The organism is Chelativorans salis (genome assembly GCF_025336525.1).
Classification (GTDB): Bacteria; Pseudomonadota; Alphaproteobacteria; order Rhizobiales; family Rhizobiaceae; genus Chelativorans; species Chelativorans salis.
This window is the reverse complement of the sequence record NZ_JAOCZP010000003.1, coordinates 89489-115911: the sequence shown is the minus strand read 5'-3', so window position 1 is coordinate 115911 and position 26423 is coordinate 89489. Positions and strand designations below refer to the sequence as shown.

Sequence of the window (26423 nt, the reverse complement as noted above, 5' to 3'; positions counted from 1 at the left end):
CTAGAGGACTGCCCATGAACGCTGCTCCCGACATCCTCCGCATCGCCGTCGCCCAGCTCAATCCAACTGTGGGCGACATCGCCGGCAACCTTGCCAAGGCGCGCGAGGCGCGCGCCGACGCCGCCCGCCAGGGCGCCGACCTCGTGCTCTTTACCGAGCTCTTCATCGCCGGCTATCCGCCGGAGGACCTGGTGATGAAACCGGCTTTCGTGGAGGCGTGCGAAAAGGCGGTTGCCGAACTTGCCGGAGATACGGCTGACGGCGGTCCGGGCGTCATCATGGGTACGCCGCTTGCGCGTGAAAGCGGCGTCCATAATTCCGTGATGGTGCTCGACGGCGGCACGCCGGTCGCCGAGCGTCACAAGCTCGACCTACCGAACTACGGCGAGTTCGACGAAAAGCGCGTCTTTCAGCCGGGCCCGAGCATGCCCGGCCCCGTCAATTTCCGCGGCGTGCGGCTCGGCATTCCCATTTGCGAGGACATTTGGGGCAAGCTCGACGTGTGCGAGAGCCTGGCCGAATCGGGCGCCGAGATCCTGCTGGTCCCCAACGGCTCGCCCTACTATCGCGGCAAGGTGGAGGTGCGACAGCAGGTGGCGATCGTCCAGGTCATCGACAGCGATCTGCCGCTTCTATACGCCAACATGCTGGGCGGCCAGGACGAGCTCGTCTTCGACGGCGCCTCCTTCGCCATCCAGGCCGACAAGTCGCTGGCGTTCCAGATGAGCCAGTTCGAGGAGGCTGTCGCCGTCACCACCTGGCGGCGCGAGGCTGACGGCTGGGTCTGCGCGGATGGGCCCATGTCCCTTATCCCCGAGATGGAGGAGGCCGACTATCGCGCCTGCATGCTGGGCCTGCGCGATTATGTGAACAAGAACGGCTTCAAGAACGTCGTCCTCGGCCTCTCCGGCGGTGTCGACTCAGCCCTTTGCGCGGCACTTGCCGTTGACGCGCTCGGCGAGGAGCGGGTGAGGGCGGTCATGATGCCCTACCGCTACACATCGCCGGAATCGCTGAAGGATGCCGAAGACTGCGCCCGCGCACTCGGCTGCCGCTACGACATCGTGCCGATCTTCGAGCCCGTCGAAGGTTTCAACCATGCGCTCACCCAGCTTTTCGAGGGCACGCAGGAGGGGGTGACGGAGGAAAACCTGCAAAGCCGCACCCGCGGTACGCTCCTTATGGCGATTTCCAATAAGTTCGGCTCAATGGTGGTCACCACCGGCAACAAGTCCGAGATGTCCGTCGGCTACGCCACTCTCTACGGAGACATGAACGGCGGCTTCAATCCGATCAAGGACCTCTACAAGCTGCAGGTCTACGCGCTCTGCCGCTGGCGCAACGACCACGTGCCACCCGGTGCGCTGGGTCCTTCCGGCGAGGTGATCCCGGCGTCGATCATCGACAAGGCACCCTCGGCGGAATTGCGCGAGAACCAGACGGATCAGGATTCCCTGCCGCCCTATCCCGTCCTCGACGACATCCTCGAATGCCTGGTGGAAAATGACATGGCCGTCGACGACATCGTCGCGCGCGGCCACAGCCGCGAAACCGTCCACCGTATCGAGCACCTGCTCTATATTGCTGAGTACAAGCGCCGGCAGGCGGCACCGGGCGTGAAGATCACCAAGAAGAACTTTGGCCGCGACCGGCGTTATCCGATCACGAACAAGTTCCGCGATCGGAGCTGAAGCGTGGCTTGGCTTGAAATCAGCTTTGATCTTTCGCGCATCGACTTCGAAGGAACGTCTGCGCTGATCCGGCAGTCCTATTGGGGCGGCCTTCGTACAGACGAAATCCACCGACGCGCCTTCGAGAATTCAGTTTGCGCCATCGCACTTATCGACGGACGGCAGGTAGGCTTCGCCCGCGCCTCCGGCGACCGCGCCGTGTTCGCGCGCATCTCCGACGTAATCGTCTGGCCAGAGCACCGCGGCCAGGGCGTCGGCAAGGCACTGGTGCAGGCGCTGCTTGATCATCCGGAGCTGGCTTCGGTGTCGACGTGGATGCTGAACACGTCTGATGCGCATAGTTTCTACGCACATTTCGGTTTCAAGCCAGCGACCGATGGCAACGAGATGCGACTCGATCGACCAGTACTGCACGATCACCAACAGGTTCGGGGATAGGACATAACCGGCCGTCATGGCGAAAAGGCCGGCCCCTCCAGCATTTCCCGCCGGTGGTAGACATGGTCCACCAGCCCCCACTCTCGCGCCTCCTCGGCTGTCATGAAGAAGTCGCGGTCGAGTGTGCGTTCCACTTCGTCCTTGGGGCGCCCGCAATGCTCGGCGTAGAGCTTGATCATGTGCCGCTTCAGTTTCAGGATGTCCGCGGCGTGCCGCTCTATGTCCGAGGCCTGTCCCTGAAACCCGCCTAAGGGCTGGTGCAGGATGATCCGCGCATTGGGGAGCGCGACGCGACGTCCCTTGGCGCCTGCCATCAGGAGGAACGAACCCATAGAGGCCGCGGTGCCAAAGCACAGCGTGGCGACCGGGCATTTGATGAACTGCATGGTGTCGTAGATGGCGAAGCCGCTGGAGACCACGCCGCCCGGCGAGTTGATGTAGAAGGAAATCTCCTTGTTCGGGTTCTCCGCCTCCAGATGCAGCATCTGGGCGCAGATCAAGGCCGCTGAATTGTCGTCCACCTGGCCGTTGAGGAAGACGATGCGCTCGCGCAGGAGCCGCGAGAAGATGTCGAACGAACGCTCGCCGCGCGCCGACTGTTCAACCACCATAGGGACGAGATTCATTGTGTCGCGCATGGCGCAACCTCCTGTATTGCCCGGTCTTGGAGTTCGCGTGTGTCTGTCAGGCGGCCCGCGCCAGCGGCGGGCAGTTCGAATTGGCGGCGCGAATGGCCGGTGCGTTCGCCACCACCTGCCCATGGGTCAGGCGGAACCACGTGCGCCCGCCACTAATCGGCTCAAGCTCAACGGTCACCATGGGTGGCGCATCGGGGCAGGAGGGGTCGTGCCAGGCATAGCGGAGCCGATCGTAGGGCTCAGCTTCGACGATGCGATAACTCGGTCCTTCCACGGCATCTTCTCCCTCCGCTGCGGCCGGGCGGGCGCCAAGCCAATCGGCGAGAAGCTCTTCCTCCGTCAGGGCGCGCCAGAGCGTTTGGGGCGAAGCCTCCATCTCGCATTCCACGACGACTTCCTCTGGCTTCGTTTCAGCCTCGTCGGTGGGTGTCATTGGTCCATCTCCTTCAAAAGCGCCTTCAGCCGCTCGACCCGTGCGGGCCAGAAGGCACGGTAGCGGGTCAGCCAGTCGAGCACCGGCGTCAGCCCTTCCGGCGCCAGGCTGTAGCGCACGTGGCGACCCTCTTTCTTCTCTGCGATCAGCCCAGCGCCACGCAGCACCGCCACATGCTGAGACACCGCCGGCTGCGAAATGCGCAAGCGCTCGCGCAGTTCGGTCGCATTCTTCTCGCCGTCCAAAAGGCGCTCCAGCACGGCGCGCCGGTTCGGATCGGCCAGGGCACGAAAGACATCCGACTCGTTCATGGTTATAGATAAGCAGATACTTATCTGTGGAGCAAGACCATGCCGAGATTTTGTTGCACCAGCGGCCAAAAGCCGATGTGGCAGGGGCGGCTGAGACTTGCATCGCAGGCACAAGCTTTTACGATGGGTCCATTCCTGCCGAATCCGGCAATGCGCGAAGCGGGTTGGAGCGCGGCGCGCCCTCAGCAGAGATTCTGATGTCCTTTTTGCTTTTTCTCCGCGAGAACGCGCGCTGGCTCGCCGGCGGGTTCCTCCTCACCTTCTTCTCTTCTTTCGGACAAACCTTCTTCATCTCGCTGTCGGCCGGTCACATTCGCCAGGAATACGCCCTGTCCCACGGCGCCTTCGGCATGATCTATATGCTGGCCACGCTCGCCAGCGCCCTTACCATGCCGCGCTTCGGCCAGATCGTGGATCGCTATACGGTAAAGACGGTCACGTTCATTATCGTGCCCATTCTGGCGATGGCCTGCATCCTGATGGCCCTGTCCACCTCCGTCGTCCTCCTGTGCGTGACGATCTATCTCCTGCGCCTGTTCGGGCAGGGCATGATGACGCAGAACGCGCTGACGGCCATGGGCCGCTGGTATGCCGCCCAGCGCGGTCGTGCCGTCTCCATCACCATTCTGGGCCACAATGTGGGAGAGGCGGTCTTTCCGATCGTCTTCGTCACCGTCGCCGGCCTTGTCGGCTGGCGCAATGGCTGGCTGATCGCCGCCGCTTTCTTGGTGATCGTCGCGCTGCCGGTGATTTCGGGGCTGATGGCGGTCGAGCGGGCGCCACGCTCCAGCGATCCCGCCCCGCGCGTTGCGACGTCGCGCGACTGGACGCGCGGCGAGGTGATGCGCGATCCGCTGTTCTATGCGCTGCTCCTCGGCGTCATGGCGCCGGGCTTCATCGGCACGACCATCGCCTTCCACCAAATCTACCTTGTCGAGCTGCGCGGCTGGTCGCTCGAGGTCTTTGCCTCTTCCTTCACTTTCATGGCGGCGATGACCGTCATCTGCGCCCTGGTGGCGGGTCAGTTGGTGGACCGTTTCTCGGCGGTGTCTCTGCTGCCATCCTTCCTGCTGCCGCTGGCGGTTGCCTGTTTGGTGCTGGCTTCGTTCGAAGCTCAGTTGACGGCGTTCGTCTTCATGGGATTGCTGGGCGTGTCCTACGGCTTTTCGTCGACACTTTTCGGCGCGCTGTGGCCGGAAATCTACGGCACACGCCATCTTGGCGCGGTAAGGGCTTCCATCGTCGCCATCATGGTCTTTGCCACTGCGGTGGGGCCGGGGCTGACGGGTTATCTGATCGATCTGGGTGTTTCATATCCTCTGCAGGTCGCAACAATGGGCTTCTATTGCTTCGGCGCAGCACTCCTCATGCTCGCAGTCTCGCGGCGCCTGACGGCACGTGCCTTGCAAACCGGCGAGGCCTCGGCTACCTCCGCGCCATGAGTGTCACCGTCCGCTTCGCGCCGTCCCCGACGGGGCAGATCCACATAGGCAACGCGCGCCCCGCGCTGTTCAATTACCTGTTCGCGCTGAAGGCGGGTGGGCGTTTCATCCTGCGCTTCGACGATACTGATACCGCACGATCGCGACGGGAGTTCGCCGAACAGATTGAAACGGACCTGCGCTGGCTGGGCATCGAGCCGGATCTGGTTGTGCGCCAGTCGGACCGTTTTCCGAGCTACGAGAGCGCCGTCGGCAAGCTCAAGGAGGCCGGGCTTCTCTATCCCTGCTACGAGACGGCGGAAGAGCTGGATCGGCGGCGTAAGGTCAGGCTGTCGCGTCGTCTGCCGCCGGTCTATGGCCGTGAGGCGCTGAAGCTCGATGAGGAGGAGAGGGCGCGGCTGGAGGCGGAAGGCCGAAGGCCGCACTGGCGCTTCCTGTTGCCTAATTTCGACGCCGACCCCCTGTCGTCGCAGCGTACCGAAATCCACTGGGAGGACGTCGTACGCGGGCCGCAGACTGTCGATCTGGCCTCCATGTCCGACCCCGTGCTGGTGCGTGAGGATGGCACGTTCCTCTATACCCTGCCGTCGGTGGTCGACGACATCGAACTGGGCGTAACGCATATCATCCGCGGCGACGACCACGTGACGAACACCGGCGCCCAGATCGCCCTGTTCAAGGCACTGGGCGCGGAAGCACCTGCCTTCGGCCATCATAACCAGCTCACCACCACCACCGGCGAGGGACTTTCCAAGCGCTCCGGCGCGCTCTCCATCGCCGGCCTGCGAGAAGCCGGCATCGAGCCCATGGCCGTTGCGTCGCTGGCCGTCCTTATCGGCACCTCGGAAGCGGTGACGGCTTGCCGCGACATGGCGGCGCTGGCCGCGCGCTTCGACCCCGCGTCAAGCTCGCGCTCACCGGCGAAGTTCGATCCCGTGGAACTTCAGGCCTTGAGCCGCAGCCTGATCCACGCCATGCCCTTCGAAGAGGCAGCGCCCAGGCTCGACAAGCTCGGCATTTCCGGACCAAAGGCCGAAGCCTTCTGGAACGCCGTGCGTGGCAATATCGAGGTTCTGGAGGAGGCGGCGGACTGGTGGCGCGTCGTCACCGAGGGGCCACCGGAAACGGCCGCACTATCAGACGAGGACCGCGCCTTTGTGCGCACCGCGTTCGAGCTCCTGCCGCCCGAACCCTGGGGCAGCGAGTCCTGGCATGAGTGGACGGACCGCGTGAAGGCGCAGACGGGGCGCAAGGGCAGGGCGCTGTTCAAGCCCCTGCGGCTGGCACTCACGGGGCGGGAGTCGGGGCCGGAGCTCGCAGATCTATTGCCTCTTCTAGATCGGGAAAAAATTCTGGCCCGACAACCCTGACGCGCCGCTCGCCCGTATCGGCGGTAACGGGCGCCTTCTCCACCGGCTGTTCTTCGCGTCCAAACGACACGATGCTTCCCTGCGTCTGGGCAGGCGAAGAAAGAACAGCGTCCTCCTCCGGCTCGTCGGTGAGCCCTTCGTTCTCTCCGGCGACGACTGTATAGCCCTCCGGCTTTCGCACCTTGCAGCCGCATGCCGGGCCGTTGGAGGAGGCCGTGCGATAGGCGAAGGCCGTGCCGAGGTCGCGGTAGGGCGTGCCGTCGCGGGCCGAGACCATCTCATCGCTCTCTTCCTGCGGCACCCTGTGCACGTAAAGCGCCGTATCGGCCTGCGGGCAGCGCGCTCGACATGTCTTGGTGTCGCGCTGGAAGAGGCTTGGCGGTACAGAGAAGGAGATGGGGAAGTAATAGCCGTCGCACAGCCGCACGCACATGGTGCGGTACGTGGCGCCGGCGGGTGGCAAGGGGGCTTTCGGCGCCGTGCGGTCTGCTGATTCCCTGCGCTGTCGGGGCGGCTTTGTGGCGGTTGCCGCGCCGCGGCAGCCATTCTGCTCGAGCGCTGCAAGCAGCCGCGCCCGTTGCTGTCTGCCGTTGCCGCCGCCCATCGCGCTGCGCTTGCGCTTGAGGTCCGCAAGATTGTCGGTCATGCGGCGTATGGTGGAAGTCAAAGCGGGGCATTGTGCGTTGCGCCCGCCAAAGACGCCGCCGCAGCGGGCACGGCGGGCACTCTCCCGCGCCCGCGCAAGTTCGGTCTCCTGCCTGGCGATGGCGCGGTCGTATTGGTCGATTTGGGCGCGGCTCGCCGCGCGTGGGACGACGGAAAGCTGCGCTTCGAGGTTGCGGCAGATGCGCGACTGGGCTGCTGCCTCGCCCGTCATTACTGAAAAGGCGAGAAGCGCGGCGCCGCACATGCACGCGCAGACGGATTTCCTGCCCCCCATGCCCTTTACCTGCCAGACTCCGGCACGGCGGCCGGTGCATGATGCGTGAAAACAGTCTACCGCGTAACAACGATGGGTTAAACGCAGGTTATGCCCGTGTCGCTCCCTGCGCCGGTGCCTCGCCTTGGACAACCGGCATCCGGTTCTGGTTCTGCAGCGCTTCCACAGCCGCGAGCGCGGTCATGTTTACCACGCCGCGCGAGGTGACCGAGGGTGTCAGGATATGCGCCGGCCGCGCCGTACCGAGCAGGATCGGCCCGACATGCAGCGCGTCCGTCATCGCCTTGACCGTCGTCAGCGTGATGTTGGCGGCGTCGAGATTGGGGAAGACGAGGAGATTGGCCTCTCCGTCGAGCCCTGCATGGGGAAAGACGCGCTGGCGCAGTGTCTCCGACAAGGCCGAATCCCCGTGCATCTCGCCATCGGCTACCAGGCCCGGAGCGGTGTCGTGGAGGATGGCGACGGCTTCGCGCATCTTCAGCGCACTCGGGCTGTCGCGCGAGCCGAAATCCGAGTGCGACAGAAGGGCGGCCTTGGGCTCGATGCCGAAACGGCGGATCTCCTCTGCCGCGAGCACCGTCATCTCGGCGATCTCGGCGGCACTGGGGTCCAGCGTCACATGGGTGTCGGTGAAGAAGGTGGCACCCTGCTGCGCAACCAGCATGGAGAGTGCCGAGAGGTCGTTGACGCCCGGGCGGCGGCCGATGATCGTGTCGACATGGCGCAGATGCCGCTCGAAGCGGCCTTCCAGCCCGCAGATCATGGCGTCAGCCTCGTCGCGCATCATGGCCAGCGCGGCGATCACTGTCGTGTTGGTGCGCACCAGCGTGCGGGCGACCTCCGTCGTCACGCCGCGCCGTCCGGCGATGTGGATGAGCAGGTCCACATAGCCACGGTAGCGCGGATCGTCTTCCGGATTGATGATCTCGAAATCCTTGCCCGGCTTGATCTTCAAGCCGTAGCGCCTCAGCCGGACGTCCACCACTTGCGGCCGGCCGATGAGGATCGGCTCCGCCAATTCCTCTTCCAGCACCACTTGGGCGGCCCGCAGCACGCGCTCATCTTCGCCGTCGGCATAGATGACGCGCTTGCGGCCGGCCTGTTTGGCGGCAGAGAAGACCGGCTTCATGACCAGGCCGGAGCGGAAGACAAAGCGGTTCAACCGGTCGAGATAAGCGTCCATGTCCTCGATCGGCCGGGTGGCGGCGCCCGATTCCATGGCCGCCCTGGCGACTGCCGGCGCGATGCGCAGGATGAGCCGCGGATCGAAGGGCGAGGGGATAAGAAAGTCAGGGCCGAAGATCGGTATCTCGCCCGAATAGGCTCGTGCCGCCACGTCCGACGGTTCCTCGCGAGCAAGCGCCGCGATGGCGCGCACGGCTGCGAGCTTCATCTCCTCGTTGATGGCCGTGGCGCCGACATCCAGCGCACCGCGGAAGATATGGGGAAAGCAAAGGACGTTGTTGACCTGGTTCGGATAGTCCGAGCGGCCAGTGCAAATCATGGCGTCCGGCCGCGCCTCGCGCGCCAGTTCCGGCATGATCTCCGGTATGGGATTGGCGAGCGCCATGATCAGCGGCCGCTCGGTCATCTCCTTGAGCATCTCGGGCTTCAAGACACCGCCCGCCGAAAGGCCGAGAAAGACATCGGCCCCGCCGATGACCTCTGTCAGCGCCCGTGCATCGGTGTCCTTCAGATAAGGCTCCTTCCAGCGGTCCATCTCCTCCGCCCGCCCACGGTAGGCGACGCCGAAGCGGTCGGTGATCCAGATGTTCTCGACCTTCGCGCCGAGGGAGACCAGGAGATTGAGGCAGGCAAGCGCGGCGGCACCCGCGCCGGAGGTGACGATCTTTACCTCGGCGATGTCCTTGCCGGCCAGTTCCAGCCCGTTGAGGATTGCGGCGGCGACGATGATGGCGGTGCCGTGCTGGTCGTCGTGGAAGACGGGGATGGACATGCGCGCCTTCAGGCGCTCCTCCACCTCGAAGCATTCCGGCGCCTTTATGTCCTCCAGGTTGATGCCGCCGAAGGTGGGCTCGAGCGCGGCGATGGTCTCAACCATGCCGTCGACCCCGGGAGCGTCTATCTCGATATCGAAGACGTTGATGCCGGCGAATTTTTTGAAGAGTACGGCCTTGCCCTCCATCACCGGCTTTGACGCCAACGGCCCGATGTTGCCGAGACCGAGAACGGCCGAACCGTTCGACACCACGCCCACCAGATTGGCGCGCGAGGTGTATTCGGCCGCCGTGCGGGGATCGTCGCGAATGGCGATGCAGGGGGCGGCAACGCCGGGCGAATAGGCCAGCGCCAGGTCGCGCTGGTTGCCGAGAGGCTTCGTCGGCTGGATCTCCAGCTTTCCCGGGATGGGATAGCGGTGGAAGAAGAGGGCGGCCTCATCGAGCTTAGAGCCTTTGGTCTTCACCGGTGTCTGCCTTGCCATCTCTGCCAACGCCCTGCCTGTTACGCCTTTAGCGCGCGACGACGCGCTGGTGCTGCTCACCGAGGCCGGCGATGCCCAGCCGCATCTCGTCACCGGCCTTCAGATAGACCGGCGGCTTCATGCCGAGCCCGACGCCGGGCGGCGTGCCGGTGGTGATGACATCACCCGGCTCCAGCACCATGAACTGCGACAGATAGGAGACGATGTGGGCGACGGTGAAGATCATCGTCTTGGTAGTACCGGTCTGCCGACGCTCGCCATTGATGTCGAGGAACATGTCGAGGTTCTGCGGATCGGGGATCTCGTCCGTCGTGACCAGCCACGGCCCCAGCGGGCCGAAGGTCGGGGCGCTCTTGCCCTTCACCCACTGACCGCCACGCTCGGCCTGGTATTCGCGCTCGGAAACGTCGTTGCACACGGCATAGCCGAAGACATGCGACAGCGCATCCTTCTCTTCGACATAATCGCAGCGCTCACCGATGATGACGGCGAGCTCCACTTCCCAGTCGGACTTCTGGGACTCCTTCGGCAGCATCACGTCGTCATAGGGGCCCGAAAGCGAACTCGGCGCCTTGGAGAAGACCACCGGCTCGCTCGGCACAGGCAGGCCGGATTCGGCGGCATGGTCTGCGTAGTTCAGCCCGATGGCGATGAAGTGGCCGATGCGCGAAATCGGCGCACCGATTCGCACCGACGACGGCACTTCGGGCAGGGAGCCGATCTCGGCGGAGGCAAGAATGCGCGCGAGCGCCGGCGACAGGGTCTCAGGCGTGAAATCGGCGACCAGCGAGGAGACGTCTCGGATGGTCCCATCATCGTGCAGAACGGCCGGCTTTTCCGCGCCCTTGTTGCCAAAACGCAAGAGTTTCAAAGTCTTCTCTCCCTCATTCCTTGGGTGAATTGCCGCGGGATGCGGCGGGAAGGTTGTCTTAGACCAGTTCAGCGTTTCATGGAATCGATGAACTGGTCTAACTCTTTGTTTTGTCGCAATTCCGGACGGAAAACCGGTTTCCACTTTTCCTGGAATTGCTTTAGAAGGCGCTCGTGTAGAGCCCGCCGTCAAGCACGAGGTTCTGGCCCGTGATGTAGCCCGCGTGAGCCGAGCACAGGAAGGCGCAGGCGCTGCCGAACTCATCCGCCGTGCCGAAGCGGCCGGCGGGTATTTCCGCAGCCTGGCGCTCGGCCTGCTCTTCATAGGTCGTGCCCGCCTTCTCGGCGCCGAAGCGGATGCCGCTCTGCAGGCGTTCGGTATCCATCTTGCCGGGCAGTAGGTTATTGATGGTGACGTTCTTGCCGGCCACGCCGCGCGCCACACCGGCCAGGAACGCCGTCAGACCCGCCCGCGCGCCGGACGAAAGGTCGAGGCCCTGAATGGGCATATAGACGGAAAGCGAGGTGATGTTGACGATACGGCCGAAGCCGCGCTCGGTCATGCCGTCGATGGTCGCTTGGATAAGCTCCAGCGGCGTCACCATGTTCTGCGTCACCCCGTCGAGCATCGCCTGTCGCGAAAGCTCCCGGAAATCGCGGCGCGGCGGGCCGCCGTTGTTGTTCACCAGAATATCGGGCGCGGGGCAGGCGGCGAGCAATGCCTTCTGGCCTTCGTGCGTGGAAACATCCGCCGCCACCTCCTCTACGGAGACGCCGAAGCGGTCGCGTATCTCCGTCGCCGTCGCCTTCAGCGCCTGCGGATCACGCCCGTTGACGACGAGATTGCAGCCGGCCGCCGCCAGCGCCATGGCACAGCCCCGCCCGAGCCCGCGGCTCGATGCGCAGACGATGGCGTTCTTGCCTTTGATGCCGAGATCCATTGCATGCCCCGAATTGTTCAGACTGCCTGATCGTCTACCCGCAGCGTCACCGCGTGGCAACCGTCACATGGCTGTGACAGGAATCGGGGCATAGGAAGCGCGACCGCACACCGCATCGGACGATATCATGCCCGCCGCCGCGCCCCGCACCTTCCGCACTATCTTCATCTCCGACGTCCATCTGGGCTCCAGGCCGGCGAAGGCCGAGTTCCTCGTCGACTTCCTGCGCCATCATGACGCCGAGACGATCTATCTCGTCGGCGACATCGTCGACGGCTGGCGGCTGAAGCGCTCCTGGCACTGGCCACAGGCCCATAACGACGTGGTGCAGAAGCTTTTGCGCAAGGCGCGCAAGGGCACGAACATCTTCTATATCGCCGGCAACCACGACGAGTTCCTGCGCTCATTTCAGGGCGTGCATTTCGGCGGCATCGTGGTGGCCGACCGTGCCGTCCACGAGGCGGCCGACGGGCGGCGGTTCCTCATCGTCCACGGCGACCAGTTCGACGCCGTCGTCCACAACGCCCGTTGGCTCGCCTATCTCGGCGACAAAGCCTATGACGCGGCAATCGTCGTCAATCGGGTGATCGGTGTCTTCCGCCGCCTCTTTGGCCGGCCCTACTGGTCCTTCTCCTCCTGGGCCAAGGTGAAGGTGAAGAAGGCGGTGAAGTTCATCAGCTCTTTCCAGAACGTGCTGGCCCAGGAAGCCGCCCGCGCCGACGTGGACGGCGTCATTTGCGGCCACATCCATCATGCGGCCATGGAGGAGATCATGGGCGTCCTCTACATGAACACGGGCGATTGGGTGGAAAGCTGCACGGCTCTTGTCGAGGATTTCAACGGCCGCTTCGAGATCATTCGCTGGACTCGGGTCGCCGCCCCGGCCGCGGAGCCTCGGCGCGCGGTTGTCGAGGAAGAAGCTGCCGAGGCGGCATAGCTCCGCCCTTCCGCAAATTCACCCCCACAGCGCCGCCTCCGGTGGCGAAACCCGCGCGCCGGCGTAATCGAGCCCCGGCACACGGTCGTGCTGAAGCAGCAAAGGGCCGTCAAGATCGACGAAATCCGCCTCCTGCGCCAGGAGCACCGCCGGCGCCATGGCGAGCGACGTGCCCACCATGCACCCCACCATCACCGAAAGACCCATCTCGCGCGCCCGCTCGCGCAGGATGAGCGCAGCCGTCAATCCGCCGGTCTTGTCGAGCTTTATGTTCACCGCGTCGTAGAGCCCCTTCAGCGCCGCAAGGTCCTCGGCGGTGTGCAGGCTCTCATCGGCGCAAATGGGAACGGGGTGCGGAACGTCGCGCAGCATCGCATCCTTGCCCGCCGGCAGCGGCTGCTCGATCAGCGCCACGCGGCACTCGGCCGCCGCGCGCAGGTTCTCCTCGAGATTCGCTTCCGTCCAGCCCTCGTTGGCGTCAATGATCAGCCGGCTGTCGGGCACGGCTTCAGCGACCGCGCGCAGTCGCGCGGCGTCGTCCTCGGCGCCGACCTTGATCTTCAGCAGCGGCTTGTCGGCGTTGGCGCGTGCATGCGCCGCCATTTCTTCCGGTGTGCCGAGCGAGATGGTTTGCGCCGTGGTGACAGAGTGTGGCCGTGTCCGGCAGATCATGTCCGCCACGCGCTTGCCCGTCCGCTTCGCCTCCATATCCCACAATGCGCAGTCGACGGCATTGCGTGCCGCCCCAGCGGGCATACGCGCCATGAGCGCCTGACGGTCGATGCCTTCGGCGATCTCGCGGCGCATCTCCTCGATCTGCTCGACCACGCTTTCCACGCTCTCGCCGTAGCGCGCATAGGGCACGCATTCGCCGCGGCCCGCCGCGCCGTCCTCAGTCAGGATGCACGTCACCACCTGCGCCTGTGTCTTGGCGCCGCGGGCGATGCGAAAAACCCCGGCGATCGGGAAGTTTTCGATCTCGACGGTCATCGTACGCGCCATTGGTTCCTCGATCTGTCGCCCTGCTATGCACCGTTTTCACATGGTAAAGCAGTTTTCTTCGCCACATCTCCGCTCTAAGGATGGTGCTTATGGTGTTCAGGGCAATGAGGCAAGAAGACGAAAAGGCCGCCGAGGACGATGCGGCGCCTGCGCATCTCGACCGGTCGGAAGACGGCGGCACGCTCACCTGCCGCCTCGCCGGCGACTGGACGACGCGCACGGTGGGCCATATCGACGGCGAGATGCGGGACCTTCGGAACAAAGAGGGCATCGCGCGGCTTCACCTCGACTTGAGCGGTGTGCGGCATCTCGATACCGCCGGCGCATGGCTGGTGGGACGGCTGGTTGTCGACTACGAGCAGCGCGGAGCAGCGGTTGAGATGACGGGCCAGTCGGAATCTGCCTCCATTTTGCTGGCGGAAGTCATGCCCGTCGCTGAGGAGCCCACACTCCCGGGTGGCGGACGCCGCGGCTCCTGGATTGTCAATCTCCTGGCCGCCATCGGCCGCTCCGTCTACGACGCGCGCGACGACATCCTCTACGGCATGCACATCCTGGGCGCCACGATCAGCGGGGCTCAGATGAAGCTGGGCCGCAAGCACGCGGTCAATCCGACGGCGATCGTCAGCCAGATCGACCGCATGGGCGTGGGCGCGATCCCGATCATCGTCCTGATGTCGGCCATCGTCGGCGCCATCATTGCCCAGCAGGGCGCCTTTCAGCTGCGCTATTTCGGCGCCGAGATCCTCGTCGTCGACCTAGTGAGCATCCTCATCATGCGCGAACTCGGCGTACTCATGACAGCCATCATGATCGCCGGCCGCTCGGGCAGCGCGATCACCGCCGAGATCGGCTCCATGAAGATGCGCGAGGAGGTCGACGCGCTCACCGTGATCGGGTTGAACCCGGTTGGCGTGCTGGTCTTTCCGCGCCTCGTCGCCCTCGTCATCGCAGTGCCGTGCCTGACCATCGTCGCCAATTTTGCCGCCCTTGGCGGGGCCATGATGGTAGCATGGATTTATTCCGATATCTCGCCATCGGCCTTCATCGACCGCTTGCGGGAGGCAATCGACCTGACCAGCATCTTCTCCGGTCTTATAAAGGCTCCCTTCATGGCCATGATCATCGGCATCATCGCCTCCGTCGAGGGCATGAAGGTGGGCGGCAGCGCCGAATCGCTCGGCCGGCACGTTACCGCCTCCGTCGTGAAGGCGATCTTCATCGTCATCGTCGTCGACGGCATGTTCGCCATGTTCTATGCAGCGATCGATTTCTGATGGCCGGAAACCAGCAAACGAATGGGGAAGCGCGTGCCGCCGGCGAAGCCGGTCAGGGGAACGTTATTCTCGAGGCGCGGGACGTGACGGTGCAATTCGGCACCAAGACGGTATTGGAGAACCTGTCGCTCGATGTCTATAGCGGCGAGATTCTCGGCTTCGTCGGTGCATCGGGATCCGGCAAATCCGTGCTCCTGCGGGCCATCCTCGGGCTGGTCCCGAGGGCCAGCGGGTCCATCCGGCTCTTCGGCCGGGACCTGGCCGAGCTCGATGAGGCCGGGCGCTTGCTGATCGACATGCGCCAAGGTGTGCTGTTCCAGCACGGCGCGCTGTTTTCCGCACTGACGGTGCTGGAGAACATCCAGGTTCCCATGCGCGAATATATCGATCTGCCGAAGAAGCTGATGGACGAACTGGCCCTGCTCAAGGTGGAGCTTGTGGGCCTGTCGCGCGACGCGGCCAATAAATACCCCTCCGAGCTTTCCGGCGGCATGATCAAGCGCGCCGGACTTGCCCGCGCACTGGCGCTCGATCCGGACATCGTCTTCCTCGATGAGCCTACCTCCGGCCTTGACCCTATCGGCGCAGCCGAGTTCGACGAACTGGTGGTGAAGATGCGCGATACGATGGGCCTGACCGTCTATATGGTTACCCACGACCTGGACAGCCTGCTCACCGCATGCGACCGCATTGCAGTGCTCGGCAAGAAACGTGTACTCGTGGAGGGCACGGTGCAGCATATGATGGAGAGCGAAGAGCCGTGGGTAAAATCCTACTTCAGAGGTAAGCGGGCGCGGCGTATCGTTCCCTCACAGGACGAATAAGAAAAGAGCCGTAGATTATGGAAACAAAAGCCAATTACGTCATTGTGGGGATCTTCACGGTCCTCGCCGTGCTCGCCGCCTTCGGCTTCATCTACTGGACGGCGGGCATCGGCGGCCGGGGCGAGATGACGCCGATGCGTTTCCGCATCCCCGGCTCCGCCTTGGGGCTCGGGCCCGACAGTGCAGTGCTTTTCAATGGTGTGAGGGTGGGCAATGTACGTCGTGTCTATGTCGACCCCGAAAATCCGCGATTTGCCATAGCCGATGCGGAGGTGAATCGGGAGCAAACGCCCATCACCGCATCCACCCGCGCGGAGGTTGGGTTGGCCACTCTTACGACCGGCCAGGCGGCCATCGAGCTGACGGGGGGCGACCCGGACGAGCCGAACCTCCTAGATCAGGCCCGAGAACGGGGAGAGATCGCTACGATCAGTGCCAGCCCGTCAGCAGTAACGAACCTTTTGCAGACGACCCAAAGCGTTCTCACCCGCGCCGATTCGATGATCGGGGAACTGGAGGACTTTGTATCCGACGCGCGTGGACCGCTGACGGAAACGCTGAACAATGTGGAGACCTTTACCAAAGCGCTGGCCGACAATGCGGACGGCGTCGACCAATTCCTTGCCAGCGTGGGCGAGCTCTCGCAGACCATCTCCGATATCTCCGGGCAGCTCAATTCGACCCTGCGGGCGACCGAGGAACTCATCAATTCTGTGGATAAGCAGCAGGTCGCCGACGTCGTGGACAACGTTGATCGGTTCACCCAGCAGCTTGCCGATGCGGGCGAACGATTGGACGGGATCGCCACCGGTGTGGACGAGGCGGTCGCCTCTCTCGGCACCTTCTCCGAAAACGCCAACCGGACGCTCAGCAAGGTGGACGAGATAGTCGCCGGCGTGGATGCGGACGCGGTGGCGAGCGCCGTGGACAATTTTGCCCAGGCCAGCGCAGAGCTCGACCGCGCCTCCAACGACATCGCCAGAGTGAGCGAAACGATCGGCCAGCGAAACGAGGACATCGACCAGTTCATCACCGACGCCAGCTCGCTGGCAAGCCGGCTCAACCAGGCATCCGTGCGCATCGATGGGGTTCTGGCGAAGCTCGACGGAATGTTGGAGGAGGGAGACGGGGAGGGGTTGATGGCCGAGGCGCGCGCCACGCTGCAGTCCTTCCGCGAGGTCGCCGATACGCTCAACGCCCGCGTCGGCACCATCACCGAGGGGCTGGCGCGTTTTTCGGGACAGGGCCTGCGCGATGTCGAGGCGCTGGTCAATGATGCGCGCCGCTCCATCAACCGAATTGAGCAGGCCGTCAGCGATTTCGAGCAGAATCCGCAGCGCATCATAACCGGCGGCGAGGGGTCCATCCGCCGCTATGACGGGCGCTCACGGCGTTGACAAGCGTGAACAGGCCCCGCAAGAAGAGGCCGAACGTGCGGGGGCAGTCCTTCCAGTCTGGGAGCTTTTGATTGGATATGAGGGGTTCTTCAGTGGGGGGGCTTGCTTTGGCCGCGCTGCTTCTCGGCGGATGCGCCGCTATTCCGGGATTCGGGCCGCCGCCGGTGGACGCCTACGATATCGGTGCACCAGTGCTGCCCGACACCGGCCGTCGTCTCTCACGAACACAGGTTCTCGTCCCCGAGCCGTCTGCCCTCAAGGTGCTCGACGGCCAGGACATGGTTGTGCGCACATCGAGCGGGGCCGTGCAGTTGCTTGGCGGTGCGCGCTGGTCCGACCGCCTTCCCCGCCTGGTGCAGGCGCGGCTGGTCGAAGCCTATCAGCGCTCAGGCCGCGTCGGCGGCGTCGGCAGGCCCGGGGAGGGCCTCGCCATCGATTATCAGGTCATCGTCGATATCCGTGCCTTCGAGATTCGCCCAGGCGGCGGCGACCGCGCCTATGTCGAGCTCAACGCTCGCGTCTTGAACGACCGCAATGGCGTAGTGCGCGCCTCGCGCGACTTCACCGCCATCGCCCCCGTCACCGGCAGTGGCACGGCGGCACTCGTCGCCGCCCTCGACCGGGCCTTCCAGCACACCGCGGCAGAGATCGTCGACTGGTCTATCGGCGTGATGTGAGCGATCATCTCACCGGACAAGGAAAAACCCCGGGCCGATGACCCGGGGTTTTCTTTGCATCCGGCGCCCGCGCTATCCCTTACGCGGAATAGTACATGTCGAACTCGACCGGGTGCGGCGTCATCTCGTAACGCAGCACTTCGGCCATCTTCAGTTCGATGTAGGCGTCGATCTGGTCGTCGTCGAACACACCGCCCGCCTTCAGGAAGCTGCGGTCCTTGTCGAGGCTCATCAGAGCCTCGCGCAGGCTGCCGCAGACAGTCGGCACCCGCTTCAGCTCCTTCGCCGGCAGGTCGTAGAGATCCTTGTCCATGGCCTGACCGGGATGGATCTTGTTCTTGATGCCGTCGAGGCCTGCCATCAGCATCGCCGCGAAGGCGAGGTACGGGTTGGCCATCGCATCCGGGAAGCGCACCTCGACGCGCTTCGACTTCGGCGAGGAGCCGAAGGGGATGCGGCAGGAGGCCGAGCGGTTGCGCGCCGAGTAGGCGAGCAGAACCGGCGCCTCAAAGCCCGGCACCAGACGCTTATAGGAGTTGGTGGTCGGGTTGGTGAAGGCGTTGATAGCCTTGGCGTGCTTGATGACGCCGCCGATGTAGAAGAGACAGCTTTCCGAGAGGCCCGCATACTCGTTGCCGGCGAAGGTCGGCTTGCCTTCCTTCCATATCGACTGGTGCACGTGCATGCCCGAACCGTTGTCGCCATAGATGGGCTTGGGCATGAAGGTGGCCGTCTTGCCGTAGGCGTTGGCCACCTGCTGCACGACGTACTTGTAGATCAACAGCTTGTCAGCGTTGCGTGTCAGCGTGTCGAACTTCATGCCGAGCTCGTGCTGGGCCGCACCCACCTCGTGGTGATGCTTCTCGACCGTAACGCCCATCTCGGCCATCACAGTCAGCATCTCTGAACGCATGTCCTGAGCCGAATCAACCGGCGGCACCGGGAAGTAGCCGCCCTTAACGCGCGGCCGGTGGCCGAGATTGCCTGTCTCGTAGTCCGTGTCGTCATTGGAGGGCAGCTCCGTCGAATCGAGCTTGAAGCCGGTGTTGTACGGGTCGGCCTTGTACTTCACGTCGTCGAAAACGAAGAACTCGGCTTCCGGCCCGACATAGACCTCGTCGCCAAAGCCTTCCGACCGCACATAGGCTTCTGCCTTCTTGGCGGTGCCGCGCGGATCGCGGTTGTAGGCCTCGCCGGAGATCGGGTCCAGGATGTCGCAGATGATGGCCATCGTCGACTGTGCAAAGAACGGGTCCAGATGGGCAGTTTCCGTATCGGGCATCAGGACCATGTCGGACTCGTTGATGGCCTTCCAGCCGGCGATCGAGGAGCCGTCGAACATGACGCCGTCGGCGAACATGTCCTCATCGACAGCGCTGACGTCCATCGTCACGTGCTGCAGCTTGCCCTTCGGATCGGTAAAGCGCAGATCGACGAATTTCACGTCATTGTCCTTGATCTGCTTCAGGATATCCTGTGCTGTCGTCATGCTTTTCAAACCCCTGTCTATGACAACTATTCTAACAATCGGTCGGCCTACACCGCGTCCGCACCGGTCTCACCCGTGCGGATGCGGATGACCTCCTCGACATTTGTGAGGAATATCTTGCCGTCGCCGATACGTCCCGTCTGCGCGGCCTTACGGATGGCCTCTATTGCGGCGTCGACCATATCGTCCGACAGCACCACCTCTATCTTCACCTTGGGCAGGAAGTCGACGACATATTCGGCGCCCCGGTAGAGCTCCGTATGTCCCTTCTGACGCCCGAACCCCTTGGCTTCGGTGACGGTAATGCCCTGCAGTCCGACTTCCTGAAGGGCTTCCTTCACTTCGTCGAGCTTGAACGGCTTGATGATCGCCTCGATCTTTTTCATGTTTCGGCGGCCTCCGATTGCTGCAAAAGCAGGGGTGCCCCCCGCTCCGCTGTTGCGTATGCACGAACCGTGCCAACCGGCCGTAAGGCATGTCTGCCTTCGCGCCTGCCCGCCTTTGCCCGCGCGGACAGCGGGATGGCGCGCGTGAGCCGGCCGACATGCCGCGCCGGTGCACCGCGGCCATTCTAACGTCTGGCTAAATAATGTGCACGATGCAAAAAGAATAGGCATCACCCCCGCGCCTCATTTACGCCGGCGCCCGCAGAGGCCAATATCGCGCCCATATCGAGGGACGTTTCATGCACGAAATCCTTTCGCCGCAGGAAATGGGGGAGGCGGATCGGCTGGCCGCAGAGGCCGGGGGCGCCGGGAGCTATCCGCTGATGCTCAACGCGGGGGCGGCAGTGGTAGCGGAGCTTCTGACCCGTTTCGCCGATGCGGCCGGCTACGACGTACTGTGCGGCCCCGGCAACAATGGCGGCGACGGCTATGTGATCGCTCGCCTGCTTCACGAACGGGGACTTGCCGTACGCCTCTGGCGCCAAGAGGTGCCGCCGGCCGGCACCGACGGCGCGCGAGCGGCCGACGAGTGTCCGCTGGAAGCCCGTCCCCTCGACAGGTTCGCGCCTGAACCCGGCTGGGCGGTCGTCGATGCCCTCTTCGGTGCCGGCCTTTCCAAGCCTGTGGAGGGGCCTTACGCCGAGGCGCTGGAGAAGGCAGCGACAGCGAAGGCCCCCGTCATCGCTGTCGATCTGCCGTCCGGCGTGGCCGGCGACAGCGGCAGGGTGTTGGGTACGACGCTGACCGCCGACCTCACTGTCACCTTCTTCCGCAAGAAACCCGGCCATCTGCTCTTTCCAGGCCGCAAGCTATGCGGTGAGACGGTCGTTGCCGATGTCGGAATCCCCGCCGCCGTTCTCCAAACGATCCGTCCGACCTGTCGTGAGAACACGCCGGCGCTCTGGCAAACGCTGCTGCCGCGCCCCGAGCGGGACACGCACAAATACAAGCGCGGCCATGTCGCCGTCTTCTCCGGCCCGCCGACGGCGACCGGCGCGGCCAGGCTCGCCGCACGAGGCGCGGCGCGTATCGGGGCAGGGGCGGTGACAGTGCTTTCACCCGCCGCGGCGTTGGCGGTCAATGCCATGCATCTCACCGCCATCATGCTTCACCGCGTGGAAGAGGAGGCCGAGCTTGCCGCCTTCATCGAACGGCGTCACCCTGCAGCCTTCGTGATCGGCCCCGGTTTCGGCGTTGGCGCAACTGCTCGCCTCTTCACTGAGATCGTGCTGCACCCCGCCTCCGGCACCGCTGCAGCCCACCTCGTCCTTGATGCCGACGCTGTTACCGCTTTCGCCGAGGTGCCCGACCGTCTCTTCGCCGCCGCCGGGGTAAGCCGTGCAACCCTGGTGCTTACCCCCCATGAGGGCGAATTCGCGCGGCTTTTCCCCGATCTCGCCGAGGACGCGCTTCTCTCCAAGCTGGAAAGGGCCCGCCAGGCTGCCGTCCGCGCCCATGCCGTTCTCGTGCTCAAGGGTGCCGACACCGTCATCGCCGCCCCCGACGGCCGAGCTGCCATTAACACCGATGCCACGCCCTATCTCGCCACCGCCGGCTCCGGCGATGTGCTCGCCGGGATGATCGCCGGACTGCTGGGCCAGGGGATGCCCGGCTTCGAGGCGGCGTGCGCGGCCGTCCATCTGCATGCCGAGGCCGGGCGGCGGGTCGGTCCCGGGCTGATTGCAGAGGATCTGCCGGAGCGGCTACCGGAAGTGTTGTGCGCCTGTCTCGGCGAAGAAAAATAAAAAAGTAACGCAGGTAGGAGAGATTGTCCGCGCTCCGGCCGCGCGGCTGGTACATCCATCGACAGGAGAAGGCATCATGGGGGCGGAAGAAATCGGCAGCATGCAGTCGAACCCGGCGCTGAACTTGGGGCTCCCGATAGCGCTCGTCATCATCATGCTGGGCCTCGGCCTCTCGCTCAAGCTCGAGGATTTCAAGCGCATACTCTCGAGGCCGAAGCCGATCCTGATCGGCATTGTCTGCCAGGCGGTGATCCTGCCGGCATTTTGCCTGGTACTGGTCTATCTGTCCGATCTGCCGCCCGCGATCTCCGTCGGCATGATGCTCCTTTCGGCGAGCCCCGGCGCCACCTCGGCCACGCTCTACACCCATCTCGCCCGCGGTGACGTCGCCCTCAGCATCACCTTCGCCGCCGTCACCTCCGTTCTCGTGCTGATCAGCCTGCCGATCGTCGCCAACGTCTCGCTGCTGTTGTTCTACGGAGAAACGGAAACCGTTTCCGTCGGGATCGACCACATACTGCAGATTTTCGCGCTTGCCGTCGTACCGGCCATGATCGGCATGTTCATCCATAGCCGATATCCGGCGATAGCGCGCCGCCTCGACCGGCCGGTAAAGGCCCTGGCGACATTCTTTCTGGCGGCGATCGTGATATTCGCGCTGGTCAGCCATTGGGGCCTGGTGGTGGCGTGGGGTCCCGTCATCGGCGCCACGGCACTTGTCTTCAATCTGGTGAGCTTCGCGGTGGGGTACTTCGCGCCGCTGGCACTCGGTGTCGAGCGGCGCCAGACGATCGCGCTAGCCATGTCGATCGGCATCCACAACGCCGCCCTCGTCATCACGCTGGCGCTTAGCCAATACATGCTGAACAACCCCGAGATGGCCATTCCCCCCGCGCTTTACGGCGTCATCGCGTACATCACCGGGGGCGTGTTTGTCTGGATGCTCAATCGGCGGTCGGCCGCGTCCGACCTGGCTTCCCGGTGATGGTCAACGCCCGTCGCGGTTGCGCCACCCATACCGTCCGTGCGCCGTGCTAAGATTCGATTCGCGGGGACGGACGCTGGAGGCAGGATGAATTTCGATTCCGCGCTTGAACTCCAAGCACAGATATTTTCGAGGGTTTTCGATTTCGTTGAAGCGCCCACGACCGCTTACGTCGGACGGCCGCCCTCGAGCCTTTACCTCGATCCCCTTCTTCTGGAGAGAGGGCGGGTTTACCGCAAAACGGCGAAGAAGCGGGCGGTCGAGGATATTGCCCTCGGTGTCGTCACTCGGGATACCGCATCTGCCGACGCCAGGCTCGCGGTACTGGTCCAGGATCGCCGCAAGGTGCGCAGCACCGTCGTGGAGGACATCGTCAGTTTCGCGAAGGGTGAGGCGGAGGTGCTTTATATCGGCCGCCAGCGGCCGCTATGGACGACCGCTCGCCACGATCCGCTCCGGCTTGGCTCAAGCATTTCGCCCATCACGGTGGAATATGCCGGTACGCTCGGCTGCTTCTGCAGCGACAATGAGACGGGCCAAAGGGCGATCCTTTCCAACAATCATGTGCTGGCGGACGTCAACAAGGTGGCACCGCCGACGCCCATCATGCAGCCGGGCGCGCGAGACGGCGGCAGGCCGGGATCCGACGACATTGCCGCGCTCACCCGCTTGGTTCCCATTCAATATGAGGGCGTCCCGAATTTCGTCGACGCGGCGGTCGCGACGCTCTCGGAGCATGAGCGCGAAGAGGATCCCCACACGCTTTACAGCGGCGAGCATAAGCCCGAACCCGCGATGACGCTGAAGCCTGAACCGCTTGCGGAAGCCCTCCCGGGCATGACGGTATTCAAGTCCGGCCGCACGACCAGTTTCACGCGCGGGCGCGTGCGGGCCGTCAGCGTCAATAATTTTCTCGTCGACATGGGCGACGGCCTGGCGAGGTTCGATGACCAGATCGTCATCGAAATGGACATGTCGCCGACGCGGCCCTTCAGCAGGCCGGGCGACAGCGGATCACTGATCGTGGACGAAGAAGGCCGGCCCGTCGGGCTCCTGTTCTCAGGCTCCGCCTCCGGAGGCGCCGGCGGTGTTGGAATAACCGGGGCGAACCCTATATCATCCGTCGTTCAGCACCTTGGAGTGACGCTGATTTAAAGCAATTCCAGGAAAAGTGGGAACCGGTTTTCCGGCCGGAATTCCGGCGGAACAAGGAGTCGGATCGGATCTTCGATCCAGGAGACAACGAGACGGCCGGAATGAAGCATTCGATGGAGCAGGCGGTCGAGATCCGAAAGGCCTTCGAGGCGCAGTTCGGCCAATCAGAAGGCGTGACCGGCGTCGGAATATGTCTCAGCCCGAACGCCGATGACCTCGCGCTGAACGTCTATGTCTCCCGCGACGAGGAGGCAGCCAAGCTGCCGCGGACGTTCGACGGTCTTGATGTCGTGATCGACGTCGTTGGAACGATACGGAAATTCTGAGGCCTCACGGCGAACCTTTTCGCAAGACGCCGCCATTTCGACCGCAGATCGATCGTTCCTCGTCCGGCCCGAGCGAACGGGCGGATTGCTCCGCCCCCGCAGGGCGAATACATTCGTTCCATGACTGGTGCTTTTATGCATGCCGCGGGGCTTTCGTAATGACAGATTTCTCACGGCGGGGCCCGCCCATGCTTGAAAGGCGCGACAGCTATGCGGCGCTCTATCGCGACTTTCGCTGGAACATCCCGCAATCCTTCAACATCGGCACGGCGGTCGCCGATGCGTGGGGCGGGCGCGAGCCGGAGCGCGTGGCTCTCTTCGAGTTTCGCGCCGACGGCACGGTCGAACAACTTACCTACGGTGAACTGACCGCGCGCTCCAATGCGCTGGCGAACGCGCTGCGGACAGCCGGCGTCAAGCGGGGCGACCGCGTCGCTTTACTGCTGCCGCAATGCTTCGAGACGGCGATCAGCCATGCGGCAATCTACAAGCTCGGCGCGATCGCCGTGCCGCTGGCGCTGCTCTTCGGCACTGAAGCGCTGGAATATCGACTGCAGACGGCCGGCGTGAAAGCGGTCATCACCAATGGGGCGGGACTGGACAAACTGAAGGCGGTCAACGGCCGGCTGACGGCGCTGGAGACGACTATCTCGACTGACGGCGCCGACGCGGGCGCCGACGACTTCCACCAACTCGTCGCCGACAACTCCGACGCGTTCACAGCCGAGGCGACCGGACCGGACGATCCGGCGATGATGATCTTCACCTCCGGCACCACGGGGCCGCCGAAGGGCGCTCTTCATGGCCACCGCGTGCTGCTCGGCCACCTTCCGGGCGTCGGGATGCATCACGAATTCCTGCCGCAGCCGGGCGACCTCCTGTGGACGCCAGCCGACTGGGCCTGGGCCGGCGGCCTCCTTAACGTGCTCCTGCCCGGGCTTTATCTGGGCGTGCCGGTGGTGGCAGGTCGTTTCGACAAGTTCGACCCGGAGGCGGCGTTCGGCCTGATGGAAAAGATGAAGGTGCGCAACGCCTTCATCCCGCCCACCGCACTCAGGATGCTGAAGGGCGTGCCGGACATCGCCAGGCGCTTCCGCCTGAGCTTGAGAACCGTCGGCTCCGGCGGCGAGGCGCTGGGCCGCGAGACCTATGACTGGGCGCGCGCCGAACTGGGCCTCACCATCAACGAGTTCTACGGCCAGACCGAGTGCAACCTCGTGCTTTCCTCCTGCGGTGAAATCGGCGTGAGCCGCGCCGGCGCCATCGGCTTGCCCGTACCAGGCCACCAGGTCGCGGTGATCGACGCGGAAGGAGAGCCGGTTGCGCAAGGCGAGGTGGGGCAGGTCGCGGTCCGGCGCCCCGACCCGGTGATGTTCCTCGAATACTGGCGGAACGAAGAGGCGACGAGGCAAAAGTTCATCGGCGACTGGATGACGACCGGCGACCAGGGCCTCGTGGACGAGGACGGCTATTTCCATTTCGTCGGCCGCGACGACGACGTCATCACATCGGCGGGCTACCGGATCGGCCCGACCGAGATCGAGGACTGCCTGACGGGCCACCCCGCAGTCGCGCTCGCCGCCGCCGTCGGCAAACCCGATCCTCTCCGAACGGAGATCGTAAAGGCCTACGTGGTGCTCAAGGATGCCTCCGCAGCCAATGCTGCCTTGGCGGAGGAGATCAAATCATGGGTGCGCAACCGCCTCTCGGCGCATGAATATCCGCGCGAGGTCGAATTCGTCGATTCCATGCCGCTGACAACCACCGGCAAAATCATCCGCCGCATCTTCCGCGAGCGGGCGCGGCGGGAAGGCGAATAGGTCGGGTCAGCTATAAGCTGAACTTATAACCATTTGATTTAGAATCACGATCTGCCGCCGCCGCACGCACCCTAATGACTATTCAAAGCTTCCTGCGTCTCTGCGCTCATCGTCGGCTTCGCGTTTTCTCTCGGCATCAACCCATCGCCTTAGCTCAGCCTCAGCTCTCGACACTGCCTTGGCAATGTCATGGTTATTCTCTGGGTTTAGTTGGTCCAACAGAGGTATCCGTTGTTCGAGAGTATCCGCAAGTGATCCGCTCCCCGACCTCGGCTGGAAGCGACTTATGTACTCACGAACGACTTCAAGCTTTACAGGCGCATTATTCAACAGAGATTTTGCAGTTTCCGAAATGCATAGCTTGTTATTCGATTCATGACGGTTTTCGAACAAGCGGCAAGTAGCAGCGGCAAATGGGTATCGATCTGAAGGTGATAGATTGCACCATTCAATAAGAATGTCGGAAGGTACCTTAGCAATCGCAGATTCTCGGTGCTCGGAGAAACTGTCTGTTACAAGCTGATACGCACTGGAGTAGCTTCCATCTTCATCTGGCTGATAGATGGCATCTAACGTCTGACGTGAGAAAAACTCGAAGAATGGTGCGAGCATTTTCGAACGTCCATAGCTGAAATATCGTTCCGGTTTTCTTTCACTGCTTAATACGCTCGCGAGAACTGCGCCAATCGCATTCGCCGATCCGCCGGATGATATCGCAAAGCGGAGCACCACATCGATATCGTGGTCAAACATCCCATGATCACGCTTTGTTTGTGACCAATCGACCTCCGCGAGGAAAGCAAGTGCGACCGATCGCAACTCTCGT

Annotated in this window: 25 protein-coding genes; 14 read left to right on the top strand and 11 right to left on the bottom strand. The window is 63.8% G+C overall.

Annotation, left to right across the window (positions count from 1 at the left end; translation table 11 throughout):
* Positions 1-14: 14 nt before the first annotated feature.
* Together N5A92_RS10730 and N5A92_RS10725 are read left to right on the top strand one after the other, a co-directional pair.
* Complete coding sequence (locus N5A92_RS10730) at positions 15-1691, top strand: NAD+ synthase (RefSeq protein ID WP_260902553.1); 1677 nt, start codon at positions 15-17, stop codon at positions 1689-1691.
* A 3-nt stretch (positions 1692-1694) separates the two neighbouring features.
* Positions 1695-2129 (top strand): GNAT family N-acetyltransferase, encoded by a 435-nt coding sequence (locus N5A92_RS10725; RefSeq protein WP_260902552.1) that lies wholly within the window; start codon positions 1695-1697, stop codon positions 2127-2129.
* 14 nt (positions 2130-2143) lie between these two features.
* Here the strand turns inward: N5A92_RS10725 and N5A92_RS10720 are convergent, their stop codons facing one another.
* From N5A92_RS10720 to N5A92_RS10710, 3 genes are read right to left on the bottom strand one after another with little or no spacing between them, the layout of a single operon-like run.
* Positions 2144-2767, bottom strand: coding sequence for an ATP-dependent Clp protease proteolytic subunit (locus N5A92_RS10720; RefSeq protein WP_313958403.1), 624 nt, complete (start codon positions 2765-2767; stop codon positions 2144-2146).
* A gap of 46 nt (positions 2768-2813) precedes the next feature.
* Positions 2814-3200 carry an SRPBCC family protein gene (locus N5A92_RS10715; RefSeq protein WP_260902551.1) on the bottom strand — a complete coding sequence of 129 codons (387 nt, stop codon included), beginning with the start codon at positions 3198-3200 and terminating at the stop codon, positions 2814-2816.
* Entirely contained in the window at positions 3197-3511 is a 315-nt protein-coding gene (locus N5A92_RS10710) for an ArsR/SmtB family transcription factor (protein ID WP_260902549.1), read from the bottom strand. The genes N5A92_RS10715 and N5A92_RS10710 overlap by 4 nt, the downstream gene beginning before the upstream one ends.
* 197 nt (positions 3512-3708) lie before the next feature.
* On the opposite strand from N5A92_RS10710, the gene N5A92_RS10705 reads away from it, so the two are divergent.
* Positions 3709-4953 (top strand): MFS transporter, encoded by a 1245-nt coding sequence (locus N5A92_RS10705; RefSeq protein WP_260902548.1) that lies wholly within the window; start codon positions 3709-3711, stop codon positions 4951-4953.
* Positions 4950-6323 (top strand): glutamate--tRNA ligase, encoded by a 1374-nt coding sequence (gene gltX, locus N5A92_RS10700; RefSeq protein WP_260902547.1) that lies wholly within the window; start codon positions 4950-4952, stop codon positions 6321-6323. Before N5A92_RS10705 ends, gltX begins: the two co-directional genes overlap by 4 nt.
* Here the strand turns inward: gltX and N5A92_RS10695 are convergent.
* The 4 genes from N5A92_RS10695 to N5A92_RS10680 form a co-directional block, all read right to left on the bottom strand.
* On the bottom strand, positions 6241-7263 hold the full coding sequence (locus N5A92_RS10695; RefSeq protein WP_260902546.1) for a DUF2865 domain-containing protein: 1023 nt from the start codon (positions 7261-7263) through the stop codon (positions 6241-6243). The two genes, gltX and N5A92_RS10695, sit on opposite strands and share 83 nt — an antisense overlap.
* Positions 7264-7351: 88 nt before the next feature.
* Positions 7352-9706: an NADP-dependent malic enzyme gene (locus tag N5A92_RS10690; RefSeq protein WP_260902545.1), complete on the bottom strand. Its 2355-nt coding sequence runs from the start codon at positions 9704-9706 to the stop codon at positions 7352-7354.
* Between the two features lie 28 nt (positions 9707-9734).
* A complete protein-coding gene (locus tag N5A92_RS10685; RefSeq protein WP_260902544.1) occupies positions 9735-10577 on the bottom strand; it encodes a fumarylacetoacetate hydrolase family protein in 843 nt (280 codons plus the stop codon).
* A gap of 160 nt (positions 10578-10737) precedes the next feature.
* The gene (locus N5A92_RS10680) at positions 10738-11517 is read right to left on the bottom strand and encodes an SDR family oxidoreductase (RefSeq protein WP_260902543.1); all 780 of its coding nucleotides are present in this window, start codon (positions 11515-11517) and stop codon (positions 10738-10740) included.
* A gap of 127 nt (positions 11518-11644) precedes the next feature.
* On the opposite strand from N5A92_RS10680, the gene N5A92_RS10675 reads away from it, so the two are divergent.
* Complete coding sequence (locus N5A92_RS10675; RefSeq protein ID WP_260902542.1) at positions 11645-12454, top strand: UDP-2,3-diacylglucosamine diphosphatase; 810 nt, start codon at positions 11645-11647, stop codon at positions 12452-12454.
* Between the two features lie 18 nt (positions 12455-12472).
* Here the strand turns inward: N5A92_RS10675 and dgcA are convergent, their stop codons facing one another.
* A complete protein-coding gene (gene dgcA, locus N5A92_RS10670) occupies positions 12473-13456 on the bottom strand; it encodes an N-acetyl-D-Glu racemase DgcA (protein WP_260902540.1) in 984 nt (327 codons plus the stop codon).
* Between the two features lie 104 nt (positions 13457-13560).
* On the opposite strand from dgcA, the gene N5A92_RS10665 reads away from it, so the two are divergent.
* The 4 genes from N5A92_RS10665 (at position 13561) to N5A92_RS10650 (ending at position 17631) form a co-directional block, all read left to right on the top strand.
* Entirely contained in the window at positions 13561-14733 is a 1173-nt protein-coding gene (locus N5A92_RS10665; RefSeq protein WP_260902538.1) for an ABC transporter permease, read from the top strand.
* A complete protein-coding gene (locus tag N5A92_RS10660; RefSeq protein ID WP_260902536.1) occupies positions 14733-15557 on the top strand; it encodes an ABC transporter ATP-binding protein in 825 nt (274 codons plus the stop codon). The genes N5A92_RS10665 and N5A92_RS10660 overlap by 1 nt, the downstream gene beginning before the upstream one ends.
* 17 nt (positions 15558-15574) lie before the next feature.
* The gene (locus N5A92_RS10655; RefSeq protein WP_260902534.1) at positions 15575-16954 is read left to right on the top strand and encodes an MlaD family protein; all 1380 of its coding nucleotides are present in this window, start codon (positions 15575-15577) and stop codon (positions 16952-16954) included.
* Positions 16955-17061: 107 nt separating this feature from the next.
* Positions 17062-17631 carry an ABC-type transport auxiliary lipoprotein family protein gene (locus tag N5A92_RS10650; protein ID WP_313958402.1) on the top strand — a complete coding sequence of 190 codons (570 nt, stop codon included), beginning with the start codon at positions 17062-17064 and terminating at the stop codon, positions 17629-17631.
* A gap of 79 nt (positions 17632-17710) precedes the next feature.
* Here the strand turns inward: N5A92_RS10650 and glnA are convergent, their stop codons facing one another.
* Both glnA and N5A92_RS10640 read right to left on the bottom strand, forming a co-directional pair.
* Entirely contained in the window at positions 17711-19120 is a 1410-nt protein-coding gene (gene glnA / locus N5A92_RS10645; protein WP_260902530.1) for a type I glutamate--ammonia ligase, read from the bottom strand.
* A gap of 47 nt (positions 19121-19167) precedes the next feature.
* A complete protein-coding gene (locus tag N5A92_RS10640) occupies positions 19168-19506 on the bottom strand; it encodes a P-II family nitrogen regulator (protein WP_260902529.1) in 339 nt (112 codons plus the stop codon).
* A 299-nt stretch (positions 19507-19805) separates the two neighbouring features.
* Here N5A92_RS10640 and N5A92_RS10635 point away from each other — a divergent pair, with 299 nt between their 5' ends.
* The 5 genes from N5A92_RS10635 to N5A92_RS10615 all read left to right on the top strand — a co-directional run bounded on the left by N5A92_RS10635 (position 19806) and on the right by N5A92_RS10615 (position 25597).
* On the top strand, positions 19806-21311 hold the full coding sequence (locus tag N5A92_RS10635; RefSeq protein ID WP_260902525.1) for an NAD(P)H-hydrate dehydratase: 1506 nt from the start codon (positions 19806-19808) through the stop codon (positions 21309-21311).
* Between the two features lie 76 nt (positions 21312-21387).
* A complete protein-coding gene (locus N5A92_RS10630; protein ID WP_260902524.1) occupies positions 21388-22296 on the top strand; it encodes a bile acid:sodium symporter family protein in 909 nt (302 codons plus the stop codon).
* Positions 22297-22383: 87 nt separating this feature from the next.
* Positions 22384-23451 carry a Nal1-like putative serine protease gene (locus N5A92_RS10625; protein ID WP_260902522.1) on the top strand — a complete coding sequence of 356 codons (1068 nt, stop codon included), beginning with the start codon at positions 22384-22386 and terminating at the stop codon, positions 23449-23451.
* Between the two features lie 101 nt (positions 23452-23552).
* Positions 23553-23777, top strand: a complete 225-nt coding sequence (locus N5A92_RS10620) for a hypothetical protein (RefSeq protein WP_260902520.1) — start codon at positions 23553-23555, stop codon at positions 23775-23777.
* A 188-nt stretch (positions 23778-23965) separates the two neighbouring features.
* On the top strand, positions 23966-25597 hold the full coding sequence (locus N5A92_RS10615; RefSeq protein ID WP_260902518.1) for an AMP-binding protein: 1632 nt from the start codon (positions 23966-23968) through the stop codon (positions 25595-25597).
* A gap of 78 nt (positions 25598-25675) precedes the next feature.
* Here N5A92_RS10615 and N5A92_RS10610 read toward each other — a convergent pair whose 3' ends face one another.
* Entirely contained in the window at positions 25676-26350 is a 675-nt protein-coding gene (locus tag N5A92_RS10610) for a hypothetical protein (RefSeq protein WP_260902516.1), read from the bottom strand.
* Positions 26351-26423: the final 73 nt, after the last annotated feature.

Excerpts from the sequence above, each read along its gene's own strand:
- N5A92_RS10615 (WP_260902518.1), top strand. The coding sequence starts at position 23,966 with ATGCTTGAAAGGCGCGACAGCTATGCGGCGCTCTATCGCGACTTTCGC.
- glnA (WP_260902530.1), bottom strand. The coding sequence starts at position 19,120 with ATGACGACAGCACAGGATATCCTGAAGCAGATCAAGGACAATGACGTG.
- N5A92_RS10620 (WP_260902520.1), top strand. The coding sequence starts at position 23,553 with ATGAAGCATTCGATGGAGCAGGCGGTCGAGATCCGAAAGGCCTTCGAG.
- N5A92_RS10640 (WP_260902529.1), bottom strand. The coding sequence starts at position 19,506 with ATGAAAAAGATCGAGGCGATCATCAAGCCGTTCAAGCTCGACGAAGTG.
- N5A92_RS10680 (WP_260902543.1), bottom strand. The coding sequence starts at position 11,517 with ATGGATCTCGGCATCAAAGGCAAGAACGCCATCGTCTGCGCATCGAGC.
- N5A92_RS10655 (WP_260902534.1), top strand. The coding sequence starts at position 15,575 with ATGGAAACAAAAGCCAATTACGTCATTGTGGGGATCTTCACGGTCCTC.
- N5A92_RS10715 (WP_260902551.1), bottom strand. The coding sequence starts at position 3,200 with ATGACACCCACCGACGAGGCTGAAACGAAGCCAGAGGAAGTCGTCGTG.
- N5A92_RS10630 (WP_260902524.1), top strand. The coding sequence starts at position 21,388 with ATGGGGGCGGAAGAAATCGGCAGCATGCAGTCGAACCCGGCGCTGAAC.
- N5A92_RS10635 (WP_260902525.1), top strand. The coding sequence starts at position 19,806 with ATGCACGAAATCCTTTCGCCGCAGGAAATGGGGGAGGCGGATCGGCTG.
- N5A92_RS10625 (WP_260902522.1), top strand. The coding sequence starts at position 22,384 with ATGAATTTCGATTCCGCGCTTGAACTCCAAGCACAGATATTTTCGAGG.
- N5A92_RS10665 (WP_260902538.1), top strand. The coding sequence starts at position 13,561 with ATGAGGCAAGAAGACGAAAAGGCCGCCGAGGACGATGCGGCGCCTGCG.
- N5A92_RS10710 (WP_260902549.1), bottom strand. The coding sequence starts at position 3,511 with ATGAACGAGTCGGATGTCTTTCGTGCCCTGGCCGATCCGAACCGGCGC.
- N5A92_RS10705 (WP_260902548.1), top strand. The coding sequence starts at position 3,709 with ATGTCCTTTTTGCTTTTTCTCCGCGAGAACGCGCGCTGGCTCGCCGGC.
- N5A92_RS10690 (WP_260902545.1), bottom strand. The coding sequence starts at position 9,706 with ATGGCAAGGCAGACACCGGTGAAGACCAAAGGCTCTAAGCTCGATGAG.
- dgcA (WP_260902540.1), bottom strand. The coding sequence starts at position 13,456 with ATGGCGCGTACGATGACCGTCGAGATCGAAAACTTCCCGATCGCCGGG.
- N5A92_RS10720 (WP_313958403.1), bottom strand. The coding sequence starts at position 2,767 with ATGCGCGACACAATGAATCTCGTCCCTATGGTGGTTGAACAGTCGGCG.
- N5A92_RS10610 (WP_260902516.1), bottom strand. The coding sequence starts at position 26,350 with ATGTTTGACCACGATATCGATGTGGTGCTCCGCTTTGCGATATCATCC.
- N5A92_RS10675 (WP_260902542.1), top strand. The coding sequence starts at position 11,645 with ATGCCCGCCGCCGCGCCCCGCACCTTCCGCACTATCTTCATCTCCGAC.
- gltX (WP_260902547.1), top strand. The coding sequence starts at position 4,950 with ATGAGTGTCACCGTCCGCTTCGCGCCGTCCCCGACGGGGCAGATCCAC.
- N5A92_RS10695 (WP_260902546.1), bottom strand. The coding sequence starts at position 7,263 with ATGGGGGGCAGGAAATCCGTCTGCGCGTGCATGTGCGGCGCCGCGCTT.
- N5A92_RS10730 (WP_260902553.1), top strand. The coding sequence starts at position 15 with ATGAACGCTGCTCCCGACATCCTCCGCATCGCCGTCGCCCAGCTCAAT.
- N5A92_RS10660 (WP_260902536.1), top strand. The coding sequence starts at position 14,733 with ATGGCCGGAAACCAGCAAACGAATGGGGAAGCGCGTGCCGCCGGCGAA.